Origin of the sequence: Pseudomonas sp., assembly GCF_036404235.1 — a bacterium.
Classification (GTDB): Bacteria; Pseudomonadota; Gammaproteobacteria; order Pseudomonadales; family Pseudomonadaceae; genus Aquipseudomonas.
This window is the reverse complement of sequence record NZ_DASWOT010000058.1, coordinates 21,003-40,080: the sequence shown is the minus strand read 5'-3', so window position 1 is coordinate 40,080 and position 19,078 is coordinate 21,003. Positions and strand designations below refer to the sequence as shown.

General features: G+C 58.3%; 20 protein-coding genes and 1 pseudogene. 7 read left to right on the top strand and 14 right to left on the bottom strand.

All coding sequences use genetic code 11. The features are described from left to right. On the top strand, nucleotides 1-981 hold a 981-nt coding region (locus VGC62_RS07600), incomplete at its 5' end, for a 2-hydroxyacid dehydrogenase (RefSeq protein WP_331186458.1). A gap of 120 nt (nucleotides 982-1,101) precedes the next feature. Here VGC62_RS07600 and VGC62_RS07595 read toward each other — a convergent pair. Next, a complete protein-coding gene (locus VGC62_RS07595; RefSeq protein WP_331186457.1) occupies nucleotides 1,102-2,784 on the bottom strand; it encodes a DEAD/DEAH box helicase in 1,683 nt (560 codons plus the stop codon). A 416-nt stretch (nucleotides 2,785-3,200) separates the two neighbouring features. Between VGC62_RS07595 and VGC62_RS07590 the strand changes: the two genes are divergently transcribed. Then, nucleotides 3,201-3,992 carry a crotonase/enoyl-CoA hydratase family protein gene (locus VGC62_RS07590; RefSeq protein ID WP_331186456.1) on the top strand — a complete coding sequence of 264 codons (792 nt, stop codon included), beginning with the start codon at nucleotides 3,201-3,203 and terminating at the stop codon, nucleotides 3,990-3,992. Here VGC62_RS07590 and VGC62_RS07585 read toward each other — a convergent pair. Next, a complete protein-coding gene (locus tag VGC62_RS07585) occupies nucleotides 3,989-4,744 on the bottom strand; it encodes a spermidine synthase (RefSeq protein ID WP_331186455.1) in 756 nt (251 codons plus the stop codon). The genes VGC62_RS07590 and VGC62_RS07585 overlap by 4 nt on opposite strands. 190 nt (nucleotides 4,745-4,934) lie before the next feature. Between VGC62_RS07585 and VGC62_RS07580 the strand changes: the two genes are divergently transcribed. Beyond that, the gene (locus VGC62_RS07580) at nucleotides 4,935-6,281 is read left to right on the top strand and encodes a class II 3-deoxy-7-phosphoheptulonate synthase (protein ID WP_331186454.1); all 1,347 of its coding nucleotides are present in this window, start codon (nucleotides 4,935-4,937) and stop codon (nucleotides 6,279-6,281) included. 100 nt (nucleotides 6,282-6,381) lie between these two features. Here VGC62_RS07580 and VGC62_RS07575 read toward each other — a convergent pair whose 3' ends face one another. Together VGC62_RS07575 and VGC62_RS07570 are read right to left on the bottom strand one after the other, a co-directional pair. Next, nucleotides 6,382-7,629: a winged helix-turn-helix domain-containing protein gene (locus VGC62_RS07575; protein WP_331186453.1), complete on the bottom strand. Its 1,248-nt coding sequence runs from the start codon at nucleotides 7,627-7,629 to the stop codon at nucleotides 6,382-6,384. Nucleotides 7,630-7,679: 50 nt separating this feature from the next. Beyond that, the gene (locus VGC62_RS07570; protein ID WP_331186452.1) at nucleotides 7,680-7,913 is read right to left on the bottom strand and encodes a DUF1127 domain-containing protein; all 234 of its coding nucleotides are present in this window, start codon (nucleotides 7,911-7,913) and stop codon (nucleotides 7,680-7,682) included. Nucleotides 7,914-8,009: 96 nt separating this feature from the next. Between VGC62_RS07570 and VGC62_RS07565 the strand changes: the two genes are divergently transcribed. After that, on the top strand, nucleotides 8,010-8,864 hold the full coding sequence (locus VGC62_RS07565) for a LysR substrate-binding domain-containing protein (protein ID WP_331186451.1): 855 nt from the start codon (nucleotides 8,010-8,012) through the stop codon (nucleotides 8,862-8,864). 15 nt (nucleotides 8,865-8,879) lie between these two features. On the opposite strand, the gene VGC62_RS07560 is transcribed toward VGC62_RS07565, so the two are convergent. After that, nucleotides 8,880-9,626: a sulfite exporter TauE/SafE family protein gene (locus VGC62_RS07560; RefSeq protein ID WP_331186450.1), complete on the bottom strand. Its 747-nt coding sequence runs from the start codon at nucleotides 9,624-9,626 to the stop codon at nucleotides 8,880-8,882. 225 nt (nucleotides 9,627-9,851) lie between these two features. Here VGC62_RS07560 and VGC62_RS07555 point away from each other — a divergent pair, with 225 nt between their 5' ends. From VGC62_RS07555 to VGC62_RS07545, 3 genes are all read left to right on the top strand, one after another. Further along, the gene (locus tag VGC62_RS07555) at nucleotides 9,852-10,325 is read left to right on the top strand and encodes a MarR family transcriptional regulator (RefSeq protein WP_331186449.1); all 474 of its coding nucleotides are present in this window, start codon (nucleotides 9,852-9,854) and stop codon (nucleotides 10,323-10,325) included. 314 nt (nucleotides 10,326-10,639) lie between these two features. Next, nucleotides 10,640-11,059 carry an organic hydroperoxide resistance protein gene (locus tag VGC62_RS07550; RefSeq protein ID WP_331186448.1) on the top strand — a complete coding sequence of 140 codons (420 nt, stop codon included), beginning with the start codon at nucleotides 10,640-10,642 and terminating at the stop codon, nucleotides 11,057-11,059. A 35-nt stretch (nucleotides 11,060-11,094) separates the two neighbouring features. Beyond that, nucleotides 11,095-12,114 (top strand): alpha/beta hydrolase, encoded by a 1,020-nt coding sequence (locus tag VGC62_RS07545; protein WP_331186447.1) that lies wholly within the window; start codon nucleotides 11,095-11,097, stop codon nucleotides 12,112-12,114. Between the two features lie 89 nt (nucleotides 12,115-12,203). Here VGC62_RS07545 and VGC62_RS07540 read toward each other — a convergent pair. The 9 genes and pseudogenes from VGC62_RS07540 to VGC62_RS07500 form a co-directional block, all read right to left on the bottom strand. Then, nucleotides 12,204-12,458 (bottom strand): annotated as a pseudogene (locus VGC62_RS07540) (aldehyde dehydrogenase family protein); the annotation flags it as partial. 245 nt (nucleotides 12,459-12,703) lie between these two features. After that, entirely contained in the window at nucleotides 12,704-13,465 is a 762-nt protein-coding gene (locus VGC62_RS07535; protein WP_331186446.1) for an SDR family NAD(P)-dependent oxidoreductase, read from the bottom strand. A 24-nt stretch (nucleotides 13,466-13,489) separates the two neighbouring features. Further along, nucleotides 13,490-14,320 (bottom strand): transporter substrate-binding domain-containing protein, encoded by an 831-nt coding sequence (locus tag VGC62_RS07530; RefSeq protein WP_331186445.1) that lies wholly within the window; start codon nucleotides 14,318-14,320, stop codon nucleotides 13,490-13,492. A gap of 19 nt (nucleotides 14,321-14,339) precedes the next feature. Next, nucleotides 14,340-15,170, bottom strand: a complete 831-nt coding sequence (locus VGC62_RS07525; protein ID WP_331186444.1) for a transporter substrate-binding domain-containing protein — start codon at nucleotides 15,168-15,170, stop codon at nucleotides 14,340-14,342. 35 nt (nucleotides 15,171-15,205) lie between these two features. Then, entirely contained in the window at nucleotides 15,206-15,931 is a 726-nt protein-coding gene (locus tag VGC62_RS07520) for an amino acid ABC transporter ATP-binding protein (RefSeq protein ID WP_331186443.1), read from the bottom strand. Further along, nucleotides 15,928-16,584 carry an amino acid ABC transporter permease gene (locus tag VGC62_RS07515; RefSeq protein ID WP_331186442.1) on the bottom strand — a complete coding sequence of 219 codons (657 nt, stop codon included), beginning with the start codon at nucleotides 16,582-16,584 and terminating at the stop codon, nucleotides 15,928-15,930. Before VGC62_RS07515 ends, VGC62_RS07520 begins: the two co-directional genes overlap by 4 nt. 2 nt (nucleotides 16,585-16,586) lie before the next feature. Then, a complete protein-coding gene (locus tag VGC62_RS07510) occupies nucleotides 16,587-17,249 on the bottom strand; it encodes an amino acid ABC transporter permease (RefSeq protein ID WP_331186441.1) in 663 nt (220 codons plus the stop codon). A gap of 156 nt (nucleotides 17,250-17,405) precedes the next feature. Beyond that, the gene (locus tag VGC62_RS07505) at nucleotides 17,406-18,470 is read right to left on the bottom strand and encodes an LLM class flavin-dependent oxidoreductase (protein WP_331186440.1); all 1,065 of its coding nucleotides are present in this window, start codon (nucleotides 18,468-18,470) and stop codon (nucleotides 17,406-17,408) included. A 60-nt stretch (nucleotides 18,471-18,530) separates the two neighbouring features. Continuing rightward, a complete protein-coding gene (locus VGC62_RS07500) occupies nucleotides 18,531-19,046 on the bottom strand; it encodes a flavin reductase family protein (protein ID WP_331186439.1) in 516 nt (171 codons plus the stop codon). Between the last annotated feature and the right edge of the window lie 32 nt (nucleotides 19,047-19,078).

Sequence of the window (19,078 nt, the reverse complement as noted above, 5' to 3'; positions counted from 1 at the left end):
CGCACACTCATCTTCAGTAGCCAGACGTACGACCACGACAGCTTCCTTGCCGCACGCATCCCTCACGGCGTCGATCTGTATTTTCAGCCCGCACGCCTGACGCTGGACACCGTTGTGTTAGCCCATGGTTATGAAGTGGTGTGCGCCTTCATCAATGACGACCTCAGTACGGCGGTGCTCGAACATCTGGCGGCGGGCGGCACTCAACTCATTGCTCTACGCTCGGCCGGTTACAACCATGTCAACCTGATCACCGCGCAACGCCTGGGCCTGACCGTGGTTCGAGTCCCGGCATATTCACCGCATGCCATCGCTGAGCACGCGGTCGCACTGATCCTGTCGCTCAATCGTCACCTGCACCGCGCCTACAACCGCACCCGCGACGGCGACTTCAGCCTCCACGGCCTGACCGGTTTCGATCTGGCGGGTAAAACCGTGGGCGTCGTCGGCACCGGCCAGATAGGCGCCACTTTCGCCAAAATCATGGCCGGTTTCGGCTGCCAACTGCTGGCTTACGACCCCTTCCCAAGCCCACAAGTTGAAGCCCTCGGCGCCCAGTATTTGCCCTTGCAAGCACTGCTGGAACAGGCACACATCATCAGCCTGCACTGCCCGCTCAACGAACAGACCCGGCACCTGATCAATTTGCAATCGCTGTACCAAATGCAACGCGGCGCCATGCTGATCAACACCGGGCGTGGCGCGCTGGTGGACACCCCTGCACTGATTGAAGCCTTGAAAAGCGGCCAACTCGGTTATCTGGGCCTGGACGTCTATGAAGAAGAAGCCCAGCTGTTCTTTGAGGACCGTTCCGACTTGCCGCTGCAAGACGATGTGTTAGCACGGCTGCTGACCTTCCCCAATGTGGTCATCACCGCGCATCAGGCGTTTCTGACCCGAGAAGCACTCGACGCAATTGCCCAGACCACCCTCGACAATATCTGTGCATGGGCCGCAGGCACGCCGCAGAATCTGGTTTGAGCCATTGCGATACCTGTGATTAACGAAGGGCCAGGCACGTGTAAAACCCTCAAACCCGACGCAAAAAAATCCCCGAACCAGTCGGGGATTTTTTATTTCAGACGATCAGCTCAATGCAGATCAATCTTCGCGATAACGACGCAGCTTCAACTGCTTGCCAGCAACGCGGGTGTCTTTGAGCTTGGCCAGCAGACGTTCGAGGCCATCTTCCGGCAGCTCGACGAGGCTGAAGCTGTCACGCACCTGGATGCGACCGATTGCTTCGCGGGCCAGACCACCTTCGTTGAGAATTGCACCCAGCAGGTTCTTGGCAGCGATGCCGTCACGTGCGCCCAAGGCGGTACGGCAACGAGCGCGGCCTTCAGCCAATGGCACTGGAGCGCGACGTTCACGATCACCACGATCCGGACGGTCGCCCGCTGGACGGTCGGAACGTTCAGAACGCTCACGCGGCGCACTGTTTGGCACCAGCGGACGTTCTTTCTCGATTGCGCCCAGCGTCAACGCTTGACCGTTGGTAGCCTTGCGCAGCAGAGCAGCAGCCAGCGCACGCGGGCTGCAACCGATGTCGGCAGTCAGACGATCAAGCAACTCACCGTGAGTCGATTCGGCATCGGCGACCAGCGGCGACAGGCTGTTGGTCAATTTCTTGATGCGTGCATCGAGAACGGCTTGAGCGTCCGGCAGACGGACTTCAGCGATCTTCTGACCGGTCATACGCTCGATCACTTGCAGCATGCGACGCTCACGCGGCGTTACCAGCAGCAGTGCGCGACCTTCACGACCGGCACGACCGGTACGGCCGATACGGTGAACGTAGGCTTCTGGATCGTACGGCATGTCCACGTTGAACACGTGGGTGATACGCGGCACGTCAAGACCACGGGCAGCAACGTCGGTTGCCACAACGATGTCCAGACGGCCATCCTTGAGCGAATCGATGACGCGCTCACGTTGGTTCTGGGCGATGTCGCCGTTCAGCGCGGCAGCCTTGTAGCCTTTGGCTTCCAGAGCGCTGGCCAAGTCCAGGGTGGCTTGCTTGGTGCGCACGAACATGATCAGCGCGTCGAAATCTTCAACTTCCAGCAGGCTCAGAACGGCAGAGGTCTTCTGGTCAGCGTGAACCAGCAGGTGAGCCTGTTCGATCGCGGTAACGGTCTGGGTCTTGCTCTGGATCTTGACGTGTTTCGGGTCACGCAGGTGACGCTCGGCGATCGCACGGATCGACTGCGGCAACGTGGCCGAGAACAGAACGGTCTGGCGGGTTTCCGGCATGGCCTTGAAGATGACTTCCAGGTCGTCCATGAAACCGAGCTTGAGCATTTCGTCCGCTTCGTCGAGAACCAGGTGGTTCACGGTTGCCAGGACTTTTTCGTCACGACGCAGGTGGTCACACAGACGACCTGGGGTGGCGACGACGATTTGCGCGCCGTTACGGATTGCTTTCAGCTGTGGGCCCATCGGCGCACCGCCGTAGACAGCCACAACAGTAACGCCCGGCATTTGCTTGGCGTAGGTTTCAAACGCGGTGGCCACTTGCAGGGCCAGTTCGCGAGTCGGCGCGAGGATCAGCGCTTGTGGCTCACGTTTGGTTGGATCGATGCGATGCAGGATCGGCAGAGCGAAGGCAGCGGTTTTACCGGTACCTGTCTGTGCCTGGCCAATCATGTCGTGGCCGGCCAGAATGATCGGGATCGATTGCTGCTGAATCGCCGACGGCTCTTCGTAGCCGGTAGCAATAACGGCTGCAACAATATTAGGGTGAAGTTCAAGAGCGGCGAAGCCGCCAGTTTCCTGGGTCATGGGTCTGCCTCTGAGTGCATCCGCAAAGACCCATGCTCCAAAGCTGCGCGTGCCGTGTAAGACCCTGAAAGTCACCCTGGCTGCTTTGTCGGCGGGGATTTGCGAAAACGTATTGATGAATGGATCGTCAAGGATAGTTCGCAAGCGAACAGGTGTCCGAAGATGGCTTCGGCTACCAATACCGTGACGAGGGCCGGTTAAAGGCCGGCGCGCACTATACCGGAATTGCGCGAAAAAGTGAGGTTTTTTTTCGTACAAAGAAGAGTCCACTGTCCAACTGTCACAGGCTTTGCGCAAAGTCTCGTCAGTGTCTACTTTTCAAGAGCCCGGTATCACTGGCGATGGGGCTTAATCGTTTCACCGGTTCAGTCAGGCAGCCCTCCCCCGACCCAACTCAGCGCGCAGGAATCTCAGACATGACCTCCCCCACCAAAGGCCACGTCAGCCGTGAGCGGCGTGGCGCCATCATGCTCATCGGACTGAACCGTATCGCCAAGCGCAATGCGTTCGACATGGAAATGCTTAATCAACTCAGCCTGGCGTATGGCGAGTTTGAACGTGACGATCAGGCCCGTGTCGCGGTGCTATTCGCTCACGGCGAGCATTTCACCGCAGGCCTGGACCTCGCCGAAGCCGGACCCACCCTGAGCGAAGGCTGGAAAATACCTGAAGGCGGCTACGATCCCTGGGGTTTGAGTGTGGGGCCGCGGGTGAGCAAACCGGTGATCGTCGCCGCCCAAGGCTACTGCCTGACACTGGGGATCGAACTGATGCTCGCCTCGGACATCAACCTCTGCGCCAGTAACGCGCGCTTTTCACACCTGGAAGTTCAACGGGGGATTTTTGCGTTCGGTGGGGCGACCCTGCGTTTGCACCAGATCGCAGGTTGGGGCAATGCCATGCGCTGGCTGCTGACGGGCGATGAGTTCGATGCCCATGAAGCCTGTCGGATGGGTCTGGTACAAGAAGTGATGGCCAGTGAAGACCTTCTGCCCTCAGCCCTGCGTCTGGCCGAACACATCGCCGCCCGCGCGCCGCTGGGGATCAAGGCCACACTGGAGTCGGCGCGTCAGACCGTGCTGGAGGGCGAAGGTGCCGCAGCACGCGCGTTGCCAGCGCTGATCAAACGCGTGATCGGCAGTGCAGACGCCAAAGAAGGCCTGCAAGCGCTGATTGAACACCGCACCGCGCACTTCAAGGGTCACTAGCTGGCTGGGCGCAAGGCCTTGATCAGCGCCGCCAGCGAATAGCCCAGCTGAGGGGCAAGACCTTCGGCGCGCTCGGACAGCGCGTCGAAATCCAGCGTCTGATCCAAATCGGCGGGAACGATAAGAATCACATTGCCTTCTTTAACCGGCAGTTCCCAATAATGCCGATGATAAAGCCCCCGCAACAATGCCGCGCCCAATGGCTTGCCATCGTCAGAAGCCCATTGGTTGATCACCAGCCATCCGCCTGGTGTAAGACGTTCCTGACAACTTTTCAGGAAATTCCAGGCGAGATGCGCGACACCCGGTCCGGTGTCGGTATAAAGGTCGACGAAGATCAGGTCCGCAGACTCAGCACTGTCCAGCAATTCCAGCGCATCACCAATACGAATGTACAGCCGCGGATCATCCGCCAGGCCCAGGTACTCCATGGCCAGGCGCGGTACATCCGGACGCAGCTCGATGGCCTCGACGTCTTCCAGCGGCAGGAACTTCAAGCAGGCTTGCGTCAGGGTCCCAGCGCCCAAGCCCATGAACAAGGCGCTTTCCGGGGCCTCGTGACACAACGCACCGATCAGCATGGCGCGGGTGTAGTCGTATTCCAGCCAGGCCGGATCAGCCGTGAAAGTACAGCTCTGTTCGATGGCGTCACCAAACTCAAGGAAGCGATAATCGTCCACTTCCAGCACGCGAATCATGCCGAAGTCGTCATGCACTTCAGCCAGTACGCGCTCTACGCGCTCCTCAGTCATTGCCGCTCCAAAAAGGGCTTACCCGCCAGCGGGAAAGCGCGGATTGTCGTCTCTGCGGCCATCCCCAGGCAAGCGTGGGCAACGCTGAACGAGCACGATGCCTGCGCGACGGGCTATCTCCACAGATTTGGCACCCGCGCAATCGGGGCTGCTAACATGAGCGCCCGATTGCACTGACCCCGAGTTCACCATGAACCAACCCTGGAGTTCCGACAGCTGGCGGGCCCTGCCTATCCAGCAACAACCTCAGTACCCCGACGCTGCGCATGTACTGCGTGTCGAACAAACCCTGGCGAGCTATCCGCCGCTGGTGTTCGCTGGCGAGGCCCGCGAGCTGCGTCGACAATTTGCCGAGGTGACCGAGGGTCGCGCATTTTTGTTGCAGGGTGGTGATTGCGCAGAAAGCTTCTTCGAATTCTCCGCCGCGAAAATCCGTGACACCTTCAAAGTACTGCTGCAAATGGCGATCGTCATGACCTTTGCTGCCGGTTGCCCGGTGGTGAAAGTCGGGCGCATGGCCGGCCAGTTCGCCAAGCCGCGCTCATCCAACGACGAGACCATAGACGGCGTGACCTTGCCCGCCTATCGCGGCGATATCGTCAATGGCATCGGCTTCGATGAGAAAAACCGCGTGCCAGACCCGGATCGCCTGTTGCAGGCGTATCACCAGTCCACCGCGACCCTGAACTTGCTGCGTGCTTTCGCTCAGGGCGGCTTTGCCGACCTGCATCAGGTGCATCAGTGGAATCTGGATTTCATTGCCAACTCGGCGCTGTCCGAAAAATACAGCCAACTGGCCGGCCGTATCGATGAAACCCTGGCGTTCATGCGTGCTTGCGGCATGGATACCTCACCACAACTGCGCGAAACCAGCTTTTTTACCGCTCACGAAGCACTGCTGCTGAACTACGAAGAAGCCTTCGTGCGCCGCGATAGCCTGACCCACGACTTCTACGATTGTTCGGCGCACATGCTGTGGATCGGTGACCGCACGCGTCAGCTCGACGGTGCGCACGTCGAATTCCTGCGCGGCGTGAAAAACCCGATCGGGGTGAAAGTCGGGCCAAGCATGAATACCGACGATCTGATCCGCTTGATCGATATTCTCAACCCGGACAACGACCCTGGCCGCTTGAACCTGATCGCGCGCATGGGCGCGAACAAGGTTGGTGATCATTTACCGGCATTGATTCGTGCAGTGGAACGCGAAGGCAAAAAAGTGCTATGGAGTTCGGACCCGATGCACGGGAATACGATCAAGGCCAGCAGTGGCTATAAAACCCGCGATTTTGCGCAGATCCTCGGGGAGGTGAGGCAGTTTTTCCAAGTGCATCAGGCTGAAGGAACGTACGCTGGCGGCATCCATATAGAAATGACTGGGCAAAACGTCACCGAATGCATCGGCGGCGCTCGTCCGATTACTGAAGATGGCTTGTCGGACCGCTACCACACCCACTGTGATCCACGCATGAATGCCGATCAGTCATTGGAATTGGCATTTTTGATTGCAGAAACCTTGAAGGACGTGCGGCGGTAAGCCAGTTCAAATCGCTGTAGGAACGAATTCATTCGCGAATCGATTGTTCAGGCGATAACGATATGTCGGCTGTGCCGAAGTCTCGCGAATGAGTTCGCGCCTACAGAAAGTCATGCCCCAACGCGATAAACGCCCCCCTCAATCGCCCCGCGCTGGCCCGCTGGCAATTGATCTGGATCTGCGGCAACCCCAGCCAATCGGCCAGTTGTCGAAGATTGTGCGCCAGGGCCAGTGTGCCGTCCTCGTCCAACCCTGTTTCCTCTTCATGCACGGCATGCACGGCCAACCGCCCCGCTGCACGCTCGGCGCGTAAATCAATCCGTGCAGCGATGTGTTCGTTGTACAGAAACGGCAGCACGTAATAGCCATACACGCGTTTGAGCTGTGGCGTGTAGATCTCCAGGCGATAGCGAAAGTCGAACAGCCGTTCGGTGCGGGCGCGTTCCCAAATCAGTGAATCGAATGGCGACAATAACGCGCTGGCCTCGACCTTGCGCGGGACTTTCAGCCCTGGCAACGCATAGGTAGGCTGCTTCCACCCATCGACACGTACCACCTGAATAGCTCCAGCTTCCAGCAGCTCGGCAAGCCCGGTTTTAGCGGGCAGCGAGTCCTGACGAAAGTAATCGCGAATGTCCTTTTCGGTGCCCACGCCCAACGCCTTGATCGCATGCAACAGCAAGCCACGCTGGGCATCGGCTTCGATCAGCTCGGGATGATTGAGCACCGCAGAAGGCAGCACCCGCTCGGGCAAATCGTACAAACGCTCAAAACCGCGTCGCCCGGAAACCGTCACTTCTCCGGCCGCGAACAACCATTCCAGCGCATGTTTTTCCGCGCTCCAGTCCCACCAGGGACCGGCGCGTTCCTGACGCGTGCTGATACTGCCCGCGCCCAACGCACCCCGCTCACGAACGGTCTGCAGCACCCGCGCGATGGTCGTTTGTTGTTCACGACCGAACTTGGCCATCTGCTGATAAATACCCTCGCCTTGCGCCGCCCGCTGCATGCGCCAACGCATCAACGGATACAGCTCGACCGGCAGCAACGATGCCTCGTGCCCCCAGTATTCGAACAGTTTGCGATGCCGGCCCTGACTCCACGCCGCCTGATCCAGCAGCGTCTGGGAATAATTGCCCAGGCGAGAATAGAGAGGAAGGTAATGCGAGCGCACCAGCGCATTGACCGAATCGATCTGCACAACGCCGAGACGCTCGATCAATTGCACAACATGGCTGGCCTTGATCGTCGCGGGCGGCTGACGCCCGCTGAAACCCTGGGCGGCCAGCGCCACACGACGTGCCTGCTTAAGTGAAAGCGTTTGCTGAGAAGGGCGTTGCACAACCATTCAGGTTCTCCTGATCGATGCGCAAAACTACCTGATCAGCCCTACGCCTGTCAGTGTTTCATCGGATCATCCCAGAACGGACGCTCAACCTCTTGCTGAATGTCGGCACGGCTCAGGCCCATGTCCTTCAGTGCGTCGTCGCTCAAACTGGCCAACGCCATGCGCTCACGATGCAGCTGAAGCCAGCGCAAAAAATGAGCTTTGAATGATGTCAGAGAGCGCTCCAACCACGAATCGCGTGCCAGGGTTTTCAGTACCAGCACATAACCTTTTTGACCTTTCATCTTGTTGCCCTCCAAGTGGGATGGCTAGAGTGTCGCGCCGAGGATAAGATCAATCCAACGAATGTTTGTGATGCACTGCATCTGGGAGTTTGATGTATGGCGACCTATCCAAGTATCGACAGCGAACTGCTGCGCACCTTCGTCGCCATTGCCGACCAAGGCGGATTTACCCGCGCAGGCGAGGTGGTCAACCGCACGCAGTCGGCCGTCAGCATGCAGATGAAACGCCTGGAAGAAGATGTCGTGCAGCGGCCGCTTTTTCAGAAGGATGGACGCACGCTCAACCTGACCGCAGAGGGCCAGGTGCTGCTCGGTTACGCTCGACGCATCCTCAAATTGCACAGCGAAGTGTTCAACACCCTGCGCGAGCCGCACATGGTCGGCACAGTGAAAATCGGCACCCCGGATGATTACGTGATGCGCTTTCTGCCGGGAATTTTGTCGCGCTTCGCCCAGGCGTATCCGCTGGTGCAGGTGGAAGTACACTGCGAATCATCATCACAATTGCTGCAGCGCCAAGACCTGGATTTGAGCATCGTCACGCGCGAGCCGGGCAAGGAGATAGGGCAGACCCTGCGCCATGAGCGTTTTGTTTGGGCCGAGGCCGTGGGGTTTTGCCCGCATGAACAAACACCGCTGCCATTGGCGATGTTTAATTCCGATTGTTTCTGCCGCTTGTGGGCGATTAACGCGCTGGACGCGATGCAGCGTGAGTACCGCGTCGCCTACACCAGCGCGAGTCTCTCAGCGATCATGGCAGTGGTCAGCGCCGGGCTTGCGGTGACTGCGCAGTTGCAGAGCCTGATCACACCGGATCTACGGATTCTCGGCGACCAGGAAAACCTGCCGCAGTTGCCTTCGGCGAGCATCGTCCTGCTACGTAAGCCGAACAATCCATCGCCGATTACCGAATGCCTGGCCGAGCACATCGCCGAGGGATTCAAGTTGTAGCGGGTAAACGGTCACTCAGACCCGAAAGGCCAACATGATCGCGCAGATCACCAGGAACACGCAGAACAACGAACGCAGCAGGCGCTCCGGCAGACTGTGAGCCAGCGCCACGCCCCAGCTGATACTCGCCAGACCGCCAATCGCCAATGGGATTCCCATGGCCCAGTCGACATGGCCGTGCAACGCGTAGGTGGTCATGGTGATCGCGGTACTTGGCGCCGCCAGCGCGAGCGCCAGGCCTTGAGCGGCAACCTGGGATGCACCGAAAATGCCGGTCAGAATGGGGGTTGCAACGACCCCGCCACCCACACCGAACAACCCCGCCGTGACACCGGAACCAAGGCCCAGTACCCACAGCCATTTGCCGTGGCGCAACTCAGGACCGAAATTACCTTTGCGCCAGTACATCTGGATCAAATTGAACAGCGTCAACACCACCAGAAACCCGACAAAGCCGATACGCATGCTGTGTGCATCGACACGTACCGCCCACAAAGACGTAAGCCAGGACATCGCAAAACTGGGCACGATCAGCAGCATCGCATTGCGAACGCAAATCCGGTTGCGCTGGTTATAGCGCCACAGCGCCAACAATACGTTGGGCAATACCATCAACAATGCAGTGCCTTGCGCCTGTTGTTGATCGAGTCCGAATAGCACTCCTAATGCAGGAATGGCGACCAAACCACCGCCGATCCCGAACAAGCCCCCCAAAGTGCCCATCGCAGCCCCAAGCAACAGGTACATCACCAGCTCAATCACGCCCCGCTCCTCTTTCAGATGCTGCGCGCATGCTACGCAGTCGATACGTAAATGGAAATCGGCGGATAACTGTCAACAACCACGAAGTGTGAGATGTCCATTCACGAAATGTGACTATTCGATGCAGACCATTAGATAAGAGCCAATGACCGATTGTAGAATTTACCTTGCGCATTAAAGGTAGCCGCACTAATCATGATCACCATTCCATCTGAGGACCCTCCAATGAACGCCGACGATAGCTCTACAGCATCGGCTGCTGGCAATTGCGACGCGTTGCTGCTCGATAACCAACTGTGCTTTGCGCTTTATTCCACGTCATTGATGATGACCAAAGTCTACAAGCCGCTGCTTCAGGAGCTTGGTCTGACGTATCCCCAGTACCTGGCAATGATGGTTCTGTGGGAGCGCGACGGGATTACCGTCGGCGACATCAGCGTGCGTTTGCTGACAGATCCTGGCTCGCTCACGCCGTTGCTCAAGCGACTCGAGGCCGACGGTCTGATCAACCGCACTCGTAGCAAAGAAGACGAGCGCGTCGTGCAGTTGTACCTGACCCAACAAGGCAAAGCACTGCAGGACAAAGCCCTGACCATCCCTGCGTGCATCCTTGCCGCCAGCGGGATCAGCGTGCAGCAGCTGCGCGACATGCAACAAGACCTGATCCACCTGCGCGGCAATCTGCACGATAGCCTCTGAGTCATCCTTGCCTTGGGACCCGCGGACTGAGCGGGTCCGTCAATGTCTCTCCCCTCACGCTTTCGTGAGCAAGCTTGCCGCCAACACGATCCGTTTCTGATACGTAAAACTGCGGCACAACCTTTCTATTCCAAGGCCTCCAGCCTCGTACACACTCGCGCCCGAAATAAAAGACGCATCGATTTCAAAAAAACTGAAAATTTATATTGCGCACTAAATAATTGAGCGCTACATTTATCTCAACTAGTTAGCACGCAAGTATTTAGCGCAGATAGATCAAGCCAACTCCTGAATCAACGAATGAGGAACACACCATGCAAACGCTCTATACCGCTGTCGCAACTGCTACCGGTGGCCGTGATGGTCGTGCTGTTTCCAGCGACAACGTCCTGGACGTCAAATTGAGCACCCCGAAAGAACTGGGTGGCGCTGGCGGCGATGGCACCAACCCTGAGCAACTGTTCGCATCGGGCTACTCGGCCTGTTTCATCGGCGCATTGAAATTCGTTGCCAGCCAAAGCAAACGCAGCATCCCTGCCGACGCATCGATCACGGCCCATGTCGGTATCGGCCAGATTCCTGGCGGTTTCGGTCTGGACATCGATCTGAACATCAACCTGCCAGGTTTGGAGCAAGCCGATGCACAAGCCTTGGTCGATGCTGCCCATCAGGTTTGCCCTTACTCCAATGCCACTCGCGGCAACGTCGACGTTCGTTTGCACGTCACCGTCTAATCCATCGTCCTGACTCGGCCCTCAAGGAAAAGAACATGAACACTTTTGGCAAGATTCTGACTGGCTCCCTCCTCGCGCTGTCCATCGGCAGTGCTTTCGCGGCGGGTGACTCAGACGTCGAACACAACACCCAGGCGTTTCTCGACGCGCTGAACTCAGGCACCGGCAAGCCAATCGAGCAGTTGTCGCCCAAAGATGCCCGTGCAGTGCTGACGGGCGCTCAATCCGGGGTCAAGTTGACGCTGCCCAAGGCTGATGTGAGCCAGAAAACCATCACCGCCGACGGCCAGCAGATCAGCCTGACCATCGTGCGGCCAGCGGGCGTCAAAGCAGTTCTGCCGGTTTTCATGTTCTTCCACGGCGGCGGCTGGGTACTGGGTGACTTCCCGACTCACGAGCGTCTGGTGCGCGACCTGGTAGAGGGTTCTGGCGCGGTGGCGGTATTCGTCAACTACACGCCTTCACCTGAAGCGCATTACCCGACCGCGATCAATCAGGCTTACGCGGCGACGAAATGGGTGGCCGAGCATGGCAAGGAAATCAACGTCGATGGCAAGCGCCTGGCGGTAGCAGGCAACAGCGTGGGCGGCAACATGGCGGCGGTGGTCAGCCTGATGGCAAAAGACAAGGGCACACCTGCGATCAAGTACCAGGTGCTGTTGTGGCCGGTGACCGATGCCAACTTCGATACGGGTTCGTACAACCAGTTTGCCGAGGGCCATTTCCTGACCCGCAACATGATGAAGTGGTTCTGGGACAACTACACAACCGATCCGAAACAACGCGCCGAGATCTACGCGTCGCCCCTGCGAGCCACGACCGATCAGTTGAAAGGCCTGCCACCAGCACTGGTGCAGACTGCTGGCTCCGATGTGCTGCGTGACGAAGGTGAAGCTTACGCTCGCAAGCTGGATCAGGCTGGCGTACCGGTCACTGCGGTTCGCTACAACGGCATGATCCATGACTACGGTCTGTTGAACGTCGTCAGCCAAGTGCCGGAAGTGCGCTCGGCGATGCTGCAGGCTTCGCAAGAGCTGAAGGTGCATTTGAAGTAATGCTGTAGTCAGTATTACGTCAAACAGGCCGGACAGGCTTATTACCTGTTCCGGTTTTTTTACGCCTTGTGCAAAAGGCTAGCCCAGCCCTACAGCTTGATCCAGGTCGACTTCAGCTCTGTGTACTTATCAAAGGCGTGGAGCGACTTGTCCCGACCGTTGTCCGATTGTTTAAAACCACCGAACGGCGCGGTTATGTCACCACCATCTTATTGGTTGATCCACACACTGCCGGCCCGCAAGACTTTGGCCGTAAGGTGCGCCTTAGAAAGGTCTGCGCTCCACACTGCCGCCGCCAGCCCGTAGACCGTGTCGCGGGCATTGTCCACCGCGCGGTTGGCATCGACACTGTCGCAACTGGCGACCTTGGCCAGCAGCCGGCCATCGATCGGGCTCAAGCACTCCAAGGTTTCGCCGGATACGGCGGCGGTGTACTCACCGTTGATGAAAGCACGACCTTCAACTTTCAAGACTTTGGCACGCTGTTCCCAGTAAGCATGCGTCAGGGTGTTCATGAGGTTTCTCCTGTTGTTTTTATTCGGCGATCCCGCGCGCCAGACAGACGAGCGGGGATGTTCAGCCAGTGGAGTTAGAGAGAGATCCCGCCGTCGGCAATCACCGTCTGCCCGGTGGTCATACGCGCAGCAAAGCCCAGGTAGATGATCATTTCCGCGATGTCGGCGGTGGTTGCCCAGCGTTTGAGCGGCGTTGCACTTTCAGAGGTCTTTTTGTGATCCTCGGTCCATTCGATTGCCCAACTGCTGATCACCGCACCGGGTGCTACAGCGTTGACTCGCACTTCTGGGGCCAATGCCTTGGCGAGGTTCTTGGTGAGATTGATCACAGCCGCTTTCGAGGCGCTGTAACTGATGCTGCTGCTGACTGAACTGAAGCCTGCGATGGAGGCCGTGTTGACGATCGCCCCGCCGCTTTCCTTGAGGGCGGCAGCGGCCACCCTTGAGCAGCGAAACACACTCATCAGATTGGTATTGAGGATCAATGCCCACAACTCTTCGGTGACGTCGTCCAACTGGTCAATCGGGATTGGCTTGCTTACCCCTGGAGTGCCAGCGTTATTCACCAGCAGGTCTAGACGCCCCAACCCAGCGACGGCCTTGAGCACCATGGCCTGTGCGGCCTCAGGATTCCCCAGGTCGCCGGGCGCTGCGATGGCTTTGCCGCCAGTCGCGATGATAGAAGCGACGGCGTCGGGCCCCCGAGCGTCGTCCGGCAGATAATTAATTGCCACGGTGGCGCCAAAACCCGCCAGCATCCGCGCGGTTTCCAAGCCAATACCGGAGGCAGCGCCCGTGATCAGCGCAGTCTTACCCTTCAAATCAAATAAAAGCATGATGTTTCCCCGTGATAGAAGTGCTCAGAAGTCGACGCCCGTGACGCCCAGTGCTGGCGGCTCGGTCTCACTGATGTAGGTGTGGTACACCTCGGCGAAACGGCCGGACGCTACCTGATTCCAGACAAACAGCTTGACCCACCCGAGCATTTCCTGGTCGTCACGCCGCACGGCGATGGACACCAGGTCCGGCGGGAACGGCGCTTCGCCAGCCATTGCAAAGTTAGGGAATTGCCCGCTTTTCAGGAGCGTGCTGGCAACTGCGGTGGCCTGCAGCACTGCGTCGACCTTGCCTTGCTGCAAAGCCAGAAATGCCTCGGTGTCGTTGCCGTAGCCGATGTAGGAGGTTTTGGGGTCACTCCAGTTGCCGATGTCTTTCTTCAGCATCTGCTCGGTGGAGGTGCCAGTCACACCGCCCAGGGTATGCCCCTTGAGATCGCTGTACTGCTTGATGCCAGTGTCCTTACGGGTAATCACTGCCGTGGTGTAGTTCATGTAGGGCTGGCTGAAGCCGACGGTCAATCCACGGCTGACGGTGCTGGTCGTCGACGCGATCAGCACGTCGATTCGGTTGGAAACCAGTGCCGGGATGCGGTCGGACGATGGCGTCTCGACGATCTCGGCAGTAGCACCGAGCACCTTGGCCATGTCCAGGCAATAAGCCACATCAAAGCCATCGGGTTTGTTGTCAGGAGTACGAAAACCGGAAGGTGGTGAGTCAAGCATCACCCCACAACGCAGTTTCTTCGACTGCACAATCTTGTCCAGGACAGAAGCAGCCTGGGCTTGTGGGATGGCCATCAGACCACTGAAGGAGGCCAGTAACGCGCATAGAGTCAGGGTTTGCAGTTTCATGAGTAAAACCTCGCTGTTATCAATAGTTGACGCCATGAACGCTCAAGGACGGAGCATCCCCTGGAGCGAAATACCGGTTGTAGATTTCCTTGTAGCGACCCGAAGCCACTTGGTTCCAGACAAATAACCTGGTCCAGTTGAGGAACTCGAAATCTCCGCGCTTGACGGCGATCGACAGCAGGTCCGGCGGCATGGGTGCGTCACCGGCCATTTCCAGATGGGGGAACTGACCGCTCTTGATCAGCAATGTCGACACCGGCACCGACAGCAAAATGGCATCGACCTTGCCCTGCTCCAGCGCCATGTATGAGTTGTTATCATTGCCATACCCGGTGTATGGCGTGTTTGGCGCATTCCACTTGTCGATGGCGGCCTTGAGGAACTGCTCGGTGGTAGTGCCCGTCACACCACCTAATGGGTGCCCCTTGAGATCAGCCCAACTCTTGATATCCGAGCCCTTGCGGGTCAGCACGGCGATGGGCACGCTCAGGTAAGGCTGGCTAAAGGCAACGCTCAAGCCGCGTGCCGAGGAGTTGGTGGTGGAGGCGATCAGCACGTCGATGCGGTTCGACACTAGCGCCGGGATCCGGTCGGGGGATGGCGTTTCAACGATTACCGGCTTGGCCCCCAACGCCTTGGCCATGTCATTGCAGTAGGCCACGTCATAGCCATCAGCTTGGTTGTCGGCGGTACGAAAGCCCGACGGAGGGGAGTCGAGCATGATCCCACAGCGCAACACCTTAGATTGCACGACAGTGTCGAGCGTGGAGGCAGCAAAGGTTGCGCCCGGCATACTCGCAGTGATCAGCAATACGCTTCCCAACGATACCCACAGTGCACGTTTCGGCATTTTCTTCACTCTCGTTATAAGACGCTGGTCAAATTTTAATGGTGTTCGCGGCGCAGGAATTTCTGCGTGTGTTCGCTGGTCGGCTGTCCCAGCACCTGAGCCACGGTGCCTATCTCGGCGACGGTGCCAGCGTGCAGAAACGCCACGCGATCGCTGGAATTACGCGCAAAGGCAATGTCATGGGTAACCACCACCATGGTCATGCCCTCCTGCCGCAACATGCGCATGGTGTCCAGAACCTCGCCCACCAGTTCTGGGTCCAGCGCGGAGGTGACCTCATCGAACAACATGTAAGTGGGCTGCATGGCCAGCGCTCGGGCGATGGCCAGGCGCTGCTGCTGACCGCCAGACAGACGCGAGGGCAGCAACTGGGCCTTGCCGCCCAAACCGACATGTTCCAGATGGCGCACAGCCAGCTCCCGAGCTTCGCGTCGACTTTTGCCGCCCACCAGGCGCGGGGCCAGGGCAACGTTCTCCAACGCAGTCAGGTGCGGAAACGCGTTGAACTGCTGGAATACGATGCCGAGCTTTTGTCGTAGCTTGTTGAGGTCAGTCTTGCGGTCGTGAACGTCGATTCCGTCAACCTTGATATGGCCACCCTGAATCGGCTCCAACGCGTTGATGCATTGCAACAGGGTCGATTTGCCTGACCCGCTTGCACCCAGCAGGCACAACAACTCACCTTTGTTTACGTCAAGGTCTATGCCCTTCAGAATCTCGATATTGCCGAACTGTTTGCGAACCGAACGTATCTCGATCACAGCGCCATCCTCCTTTCCAGCCGCGCGCTGTAGCGCGATACCGGGTAACAGATCACAAAGTAGAAAAGCCCGACGCCGAGCAACAGCAACAGAGCTTCGTTGGTACGAGTGATGAGAATCTGCGACGACTTCATGTATTCCACGTAGCCGACCACACTGACCAATGCACTGTCCTTGGCCAGCCCCAGCAACAGGCCGACCCAGGCGGAAAAACTGGTGCGTACCGCCAGTGGCGCGCTGATATACACGAACTCTTGAACGCCATTCAGTCCCAGCGAACGCGCCGAACGACGGAAGGTCTGTGGTACAGATGCAAGTCCTGCGCGTACCACCTCGGCAGTCACCACCGCCATGGACGAGCTGAGTACCATCACGCACAGCCAGAAAGTGTCGAAGCCGACACCGGCCAATGACAGAAAACTGTTGGCCAGCACCAACTGGATAATCAGCGGCACGCTGCGCACCACATCGATATATGGCGCGGTAATCACACGAAGCACGCCGGAGCTAAAGCGCATCCAGCCCAAAGCAATGCCCAGCAGAGTGCCGAATAAACCGGAGACGGCGGTCACCCACAGGGTGTGCCCTGCGCCTTGCAACAGAAACAGCGCGTCGCGCCAATGCAGGCCGGGGTCGGCCAATACGAATTGCATGGTCAGACCCTCAGCCAGCGCCGGAACACAACCCGCGCACCCAGCTCTATGAACTTGGCCAGCAGGTAGTAGATCAAGGCGGTAATGAAGAAGAATTCGAAGCTGCGAAAGGTCACCGACTGCGCAGCCTGAGCCGCACCCGACAGTTCTTGAAGGCCCACCAGCATCCCTAGAGAGGTATTGAGCAGCGCCCACACCGCCTGTGTGACGTAGCCAAAGAAGACAATGCGCAACAGCTGCGGGAAAATCACATGCAAGTAGCTTTGCAGTGAACTCAGGCCCAACGAGCGAGCGGCAGCCAACTGTTGGCGGTGGATTGCCACCAACCCGCCTCGGAAGATTTCTGCGAGGTAACCTGCGTTATTGAATGACAGTGCAGTGAGCACTGCCGCGTAGCTGCTGATTTGAATGCCAATGGAGCCGAGCCCGAAGTACATCATGTAGATCTGGAACAGAACCGGCGTATTGCGCGCCAACTCCACCCAGGCACTGGCCAGGCGCAACGGCGCGCCCTTGCCCTTCTGACGCAGTAGCGCCAGCCCCAGGCCAATGACCGTTCCGATCAGCATCGAAAGCACGGCGATTTGCAACGTCAGCCAGGCGCCTGCCAGCAATTGCGGCAGGGCATCCCACACCAACGACCAATAAAAGACGTACCCGAACATGCGTCGCCACCTTATATGAAGTATCACGGCAGCAGACTGCTTGAAGGCTTTACTCGACTCGCGCTGTGCCGCGCTTTAGTCGTGGGGTCCTGTCAAAACTACCGGCATCAACGCGAACACGCAGTTGTCGCGACGATGTCGGCACAGGTGGAACAATTACCGCTTGCCGATATTCTCGATCGGCCCCAGCTCACGTTCGATCAATGGCACCACTTCAGTAGCGAAGCGCTCCAGAGAGCGTTTAGCCCGATTCAGCGGCATGCAGCCGAATTGAAAGTTGCAGGCGTAGTGCACAGGGTCCAGGCGCTGGATGTTCTCGATCATCCGTGCGGCCACCTCCTCGGCGCTACCGACCACCGTATTGGCGGTGTACTGCTCAATGCTATGTTCTCCGTCGACCGCCTGATCGCGGATGAAGCTGCCGTCCATGGGTAGTACGTTGTATCGCAAGTGGTGTGCCAAGCGACCTACATAACGGGCGCGCTCGCCCGCCTCCAGTGCCTCGCTACGGCTGTCAGTGACGTGCACGTATTGCATGATCGACAGCGGCTTGCTGGCTGGTGCGCAACCCACGGACTCCCAGTTGGTATTGAGCCCATCGACCATCTTGTATAGCACCGGCGAACCCAGGGTGCTGGCAGCGAGGAACGGGATTGCATTCGTATTCTTGAAGCGCTCCAACAGCGCCGGCTGGGTCGAGGTGAAGTACACCGGTGGCAGCGGTTTTTGCTGCGGGCCGACAGCAAAGGTAGTGTGCGGTACCTGAATATGCTTGCCGTGGAACTCCACCTCGCCGCGAGTCAGGGCCTGTTCAATGACCTCCCAGTACTCAAGGAAGATATCGACCTTATCCTCGATGTCCACGCCAAAACGCTCAAACTCGAACAACTGATAACCTGTCCCCAGACCGATGACCGCGCGCCCTTGGGACTGCACATCGAGCAAGGCGATTTCCTGGGCCAGACGAAGCGGGTTATATAGCGGCAATACCAATACGCCAGCCCCTAGTTTGATTTTCGACGTCCAACCCGCCGCGTAGCTTGCCATCATCAAGGGCGAAGGCGACGAGGAGTAATTGCAGAAGTGATGCTCGGCGAACCATGCGATATCAAAGCCAGCCTGTTCGGCCGCCTGCACCATCTGCCGGGTGTCTGCCATCACTCCGGCAGCGCCCTCGGGGTGATCGCGCAGGGTCATCAAACTGAAAATCCCAAACTTCATCTCATCGTTCCTCAATCAGGTTCACGCCGCGAGGCGCATTAATTCATAACAAACAGGGGTTCAAAGGCAGGTGTCCAATGGCGCCGTGCCCACGTAAAGACCGTTCTGGTAAATCAGCGGGGTGACCTGCTCGGTGAAGCGCACTTCCTTCACACGGCCGATCAGCACCATGTGGGTCCCATAGGCAACTGCCTTTTCGACCTGACAAAAGAGATTGGCCTGGGCGTCTTCCAGATAAGGCACACCCTGCTCGCCCAACGCCCACACGCCCTCGCTGAAACGCTCGGCGCCCTTGAGGCGCCCCCCGAAGTTGCTCGAAATCGCCACGTGTTCACTGCGCAGCAGGTTCACGTAGAAATGCTGCGAGGCATTCAAAGCTGGCATTACCGAAGAGCTGGCGTTGATACACGTGATGATCGATGCCGGTTCCGCGCACAGCGACGTCACAGCGGTAGCGGTCAGCCCATGCCACTGGCCCTCATGAGCACAGGTGATCACGCTGACACTTGCCGCAAGGCGTCGCATCGACTGTTTGAAACGCTCTTGCAAAAGCGCTTGGGATTCGCTGGAAATCATGGAAATTTCTGCCTGTCGCTGCCCGAACACAT

Coding starts and splice junctions, on each gene's coding strand:
- VGC62_RS07570 (WP_331186452.1), bottom strand. CDS start 7,913: ATGAAAGGTCAAAAAGGTTATGTGCTGGTACTGAAAACCCTGGCACGC.
- VGC62_RS07545 (WP_331186447.1), top strand. CDS start 11,095: ATGAACACTTTTGGCAAGATTCTGACTGGCTCCCTCCTCGCGCTGTCC.
- VGC62_RS07535 (WP_331186446.1), bottom strand. CDS start 13,465: ATGCTTTTATTTGATTTGAAGGGTAAGACTGCGCTGATCACGGGCGCT.
- VGC62_RS07595 (WP_331186457.1), bottom strand. CDS start 2,784: ATGACCCAGGAAACTGGCGGCTTCGCCGCTCTTGAACTTCACCCTAAT.
- VGC62_RS07590 (WP_331186456.1), top strand. CDS start 3,201: ATGACCTCCCCCACCAAAGGCCACGTCAGCCGTGAGCGGCGTGGCGCC.
- VGC62_RS07530 (WP_331186445.1), bottom strand. CDS start 14,320: ATGAAACTGCAAACCCTGACTCTATGCGCGTTACTGGCCTCCTTCAGT.
- VGC62_RS07525 (WP_331186444.1), bottom strand. CDS start 15,170: ATGCCGAAACGTGCACTGTGGGTATCGTTGGGAAGCGTATTGCTGATC.
- VGC62_RS07555 (WP_331186449.1), top strand. CDS start 9,852: ATGAACGCCGACGATAGCTCTACAGCATCGGCTGCTGGCAATTGCGAC.
- VGC62_RS07510 (WP_331186441.1), bottom strand. CDS start 17,249: ATGTTCGGGTACGTCTTTTATTGGTCGTTGGTGTGGGATGCCCTGCCG.
- VGC62_RS07565 (WP_331186451.1), top strand. CDS start 8,010: ATGGCGACCTATCCAAGTATCGACAGCGAACTGCTGCGCACCTTCGTC.
- VGC62_RS07580 (WP_331186454.1), top strand. CDS start 4,935: ATGAACCAACCCTGGAGTTCCGACAGCTGGCGGGCCCTGCCTATCCAG.
- VGC62_RS07575 (WP_331186453.1), bottom strand. CDS start 7,629: ATGGTTGTGCAACGCCCTTCTCAGCAAACGCTTTCACTTAAGCAGGCA.
- VGC62_RS07515 (WP_331186442.1), bottom strand. CDS start 16,584: ATGCAATTCGTATTGGCCGACCCCGGCCTGCATTGGCGCGACGCGCTG.
- VGC62_RS07585 (WP_331186455.1), bottom strand. CDS start 4,744: ATGACTGAGGAGCGCGTAGAGCGCGTACTGGCTGAAGTGCATGACGAC.
- VGC62_RS07505 (WP_331186440.1), bottom strand. CDS start 18,470: ATGAAGTTTGGGATTTTCAGTTTGATGACCCTGCGCGATCACCCCGAG.
- VGC62_RS07500 (WP_331186439.1), bottom strand. CDS start 19,046: ATGATTTCCAGCGAATCCCAAGCGCTTTTGCAAGAGCGTTTCAAACAG.
- VGC62_RS07550 (WP_331186448.1), top strand. CDS start 10,640: ATGCAAACGCTCTATACCGCTGTCGCAACTGCTACCGGTGGCCGTGAT.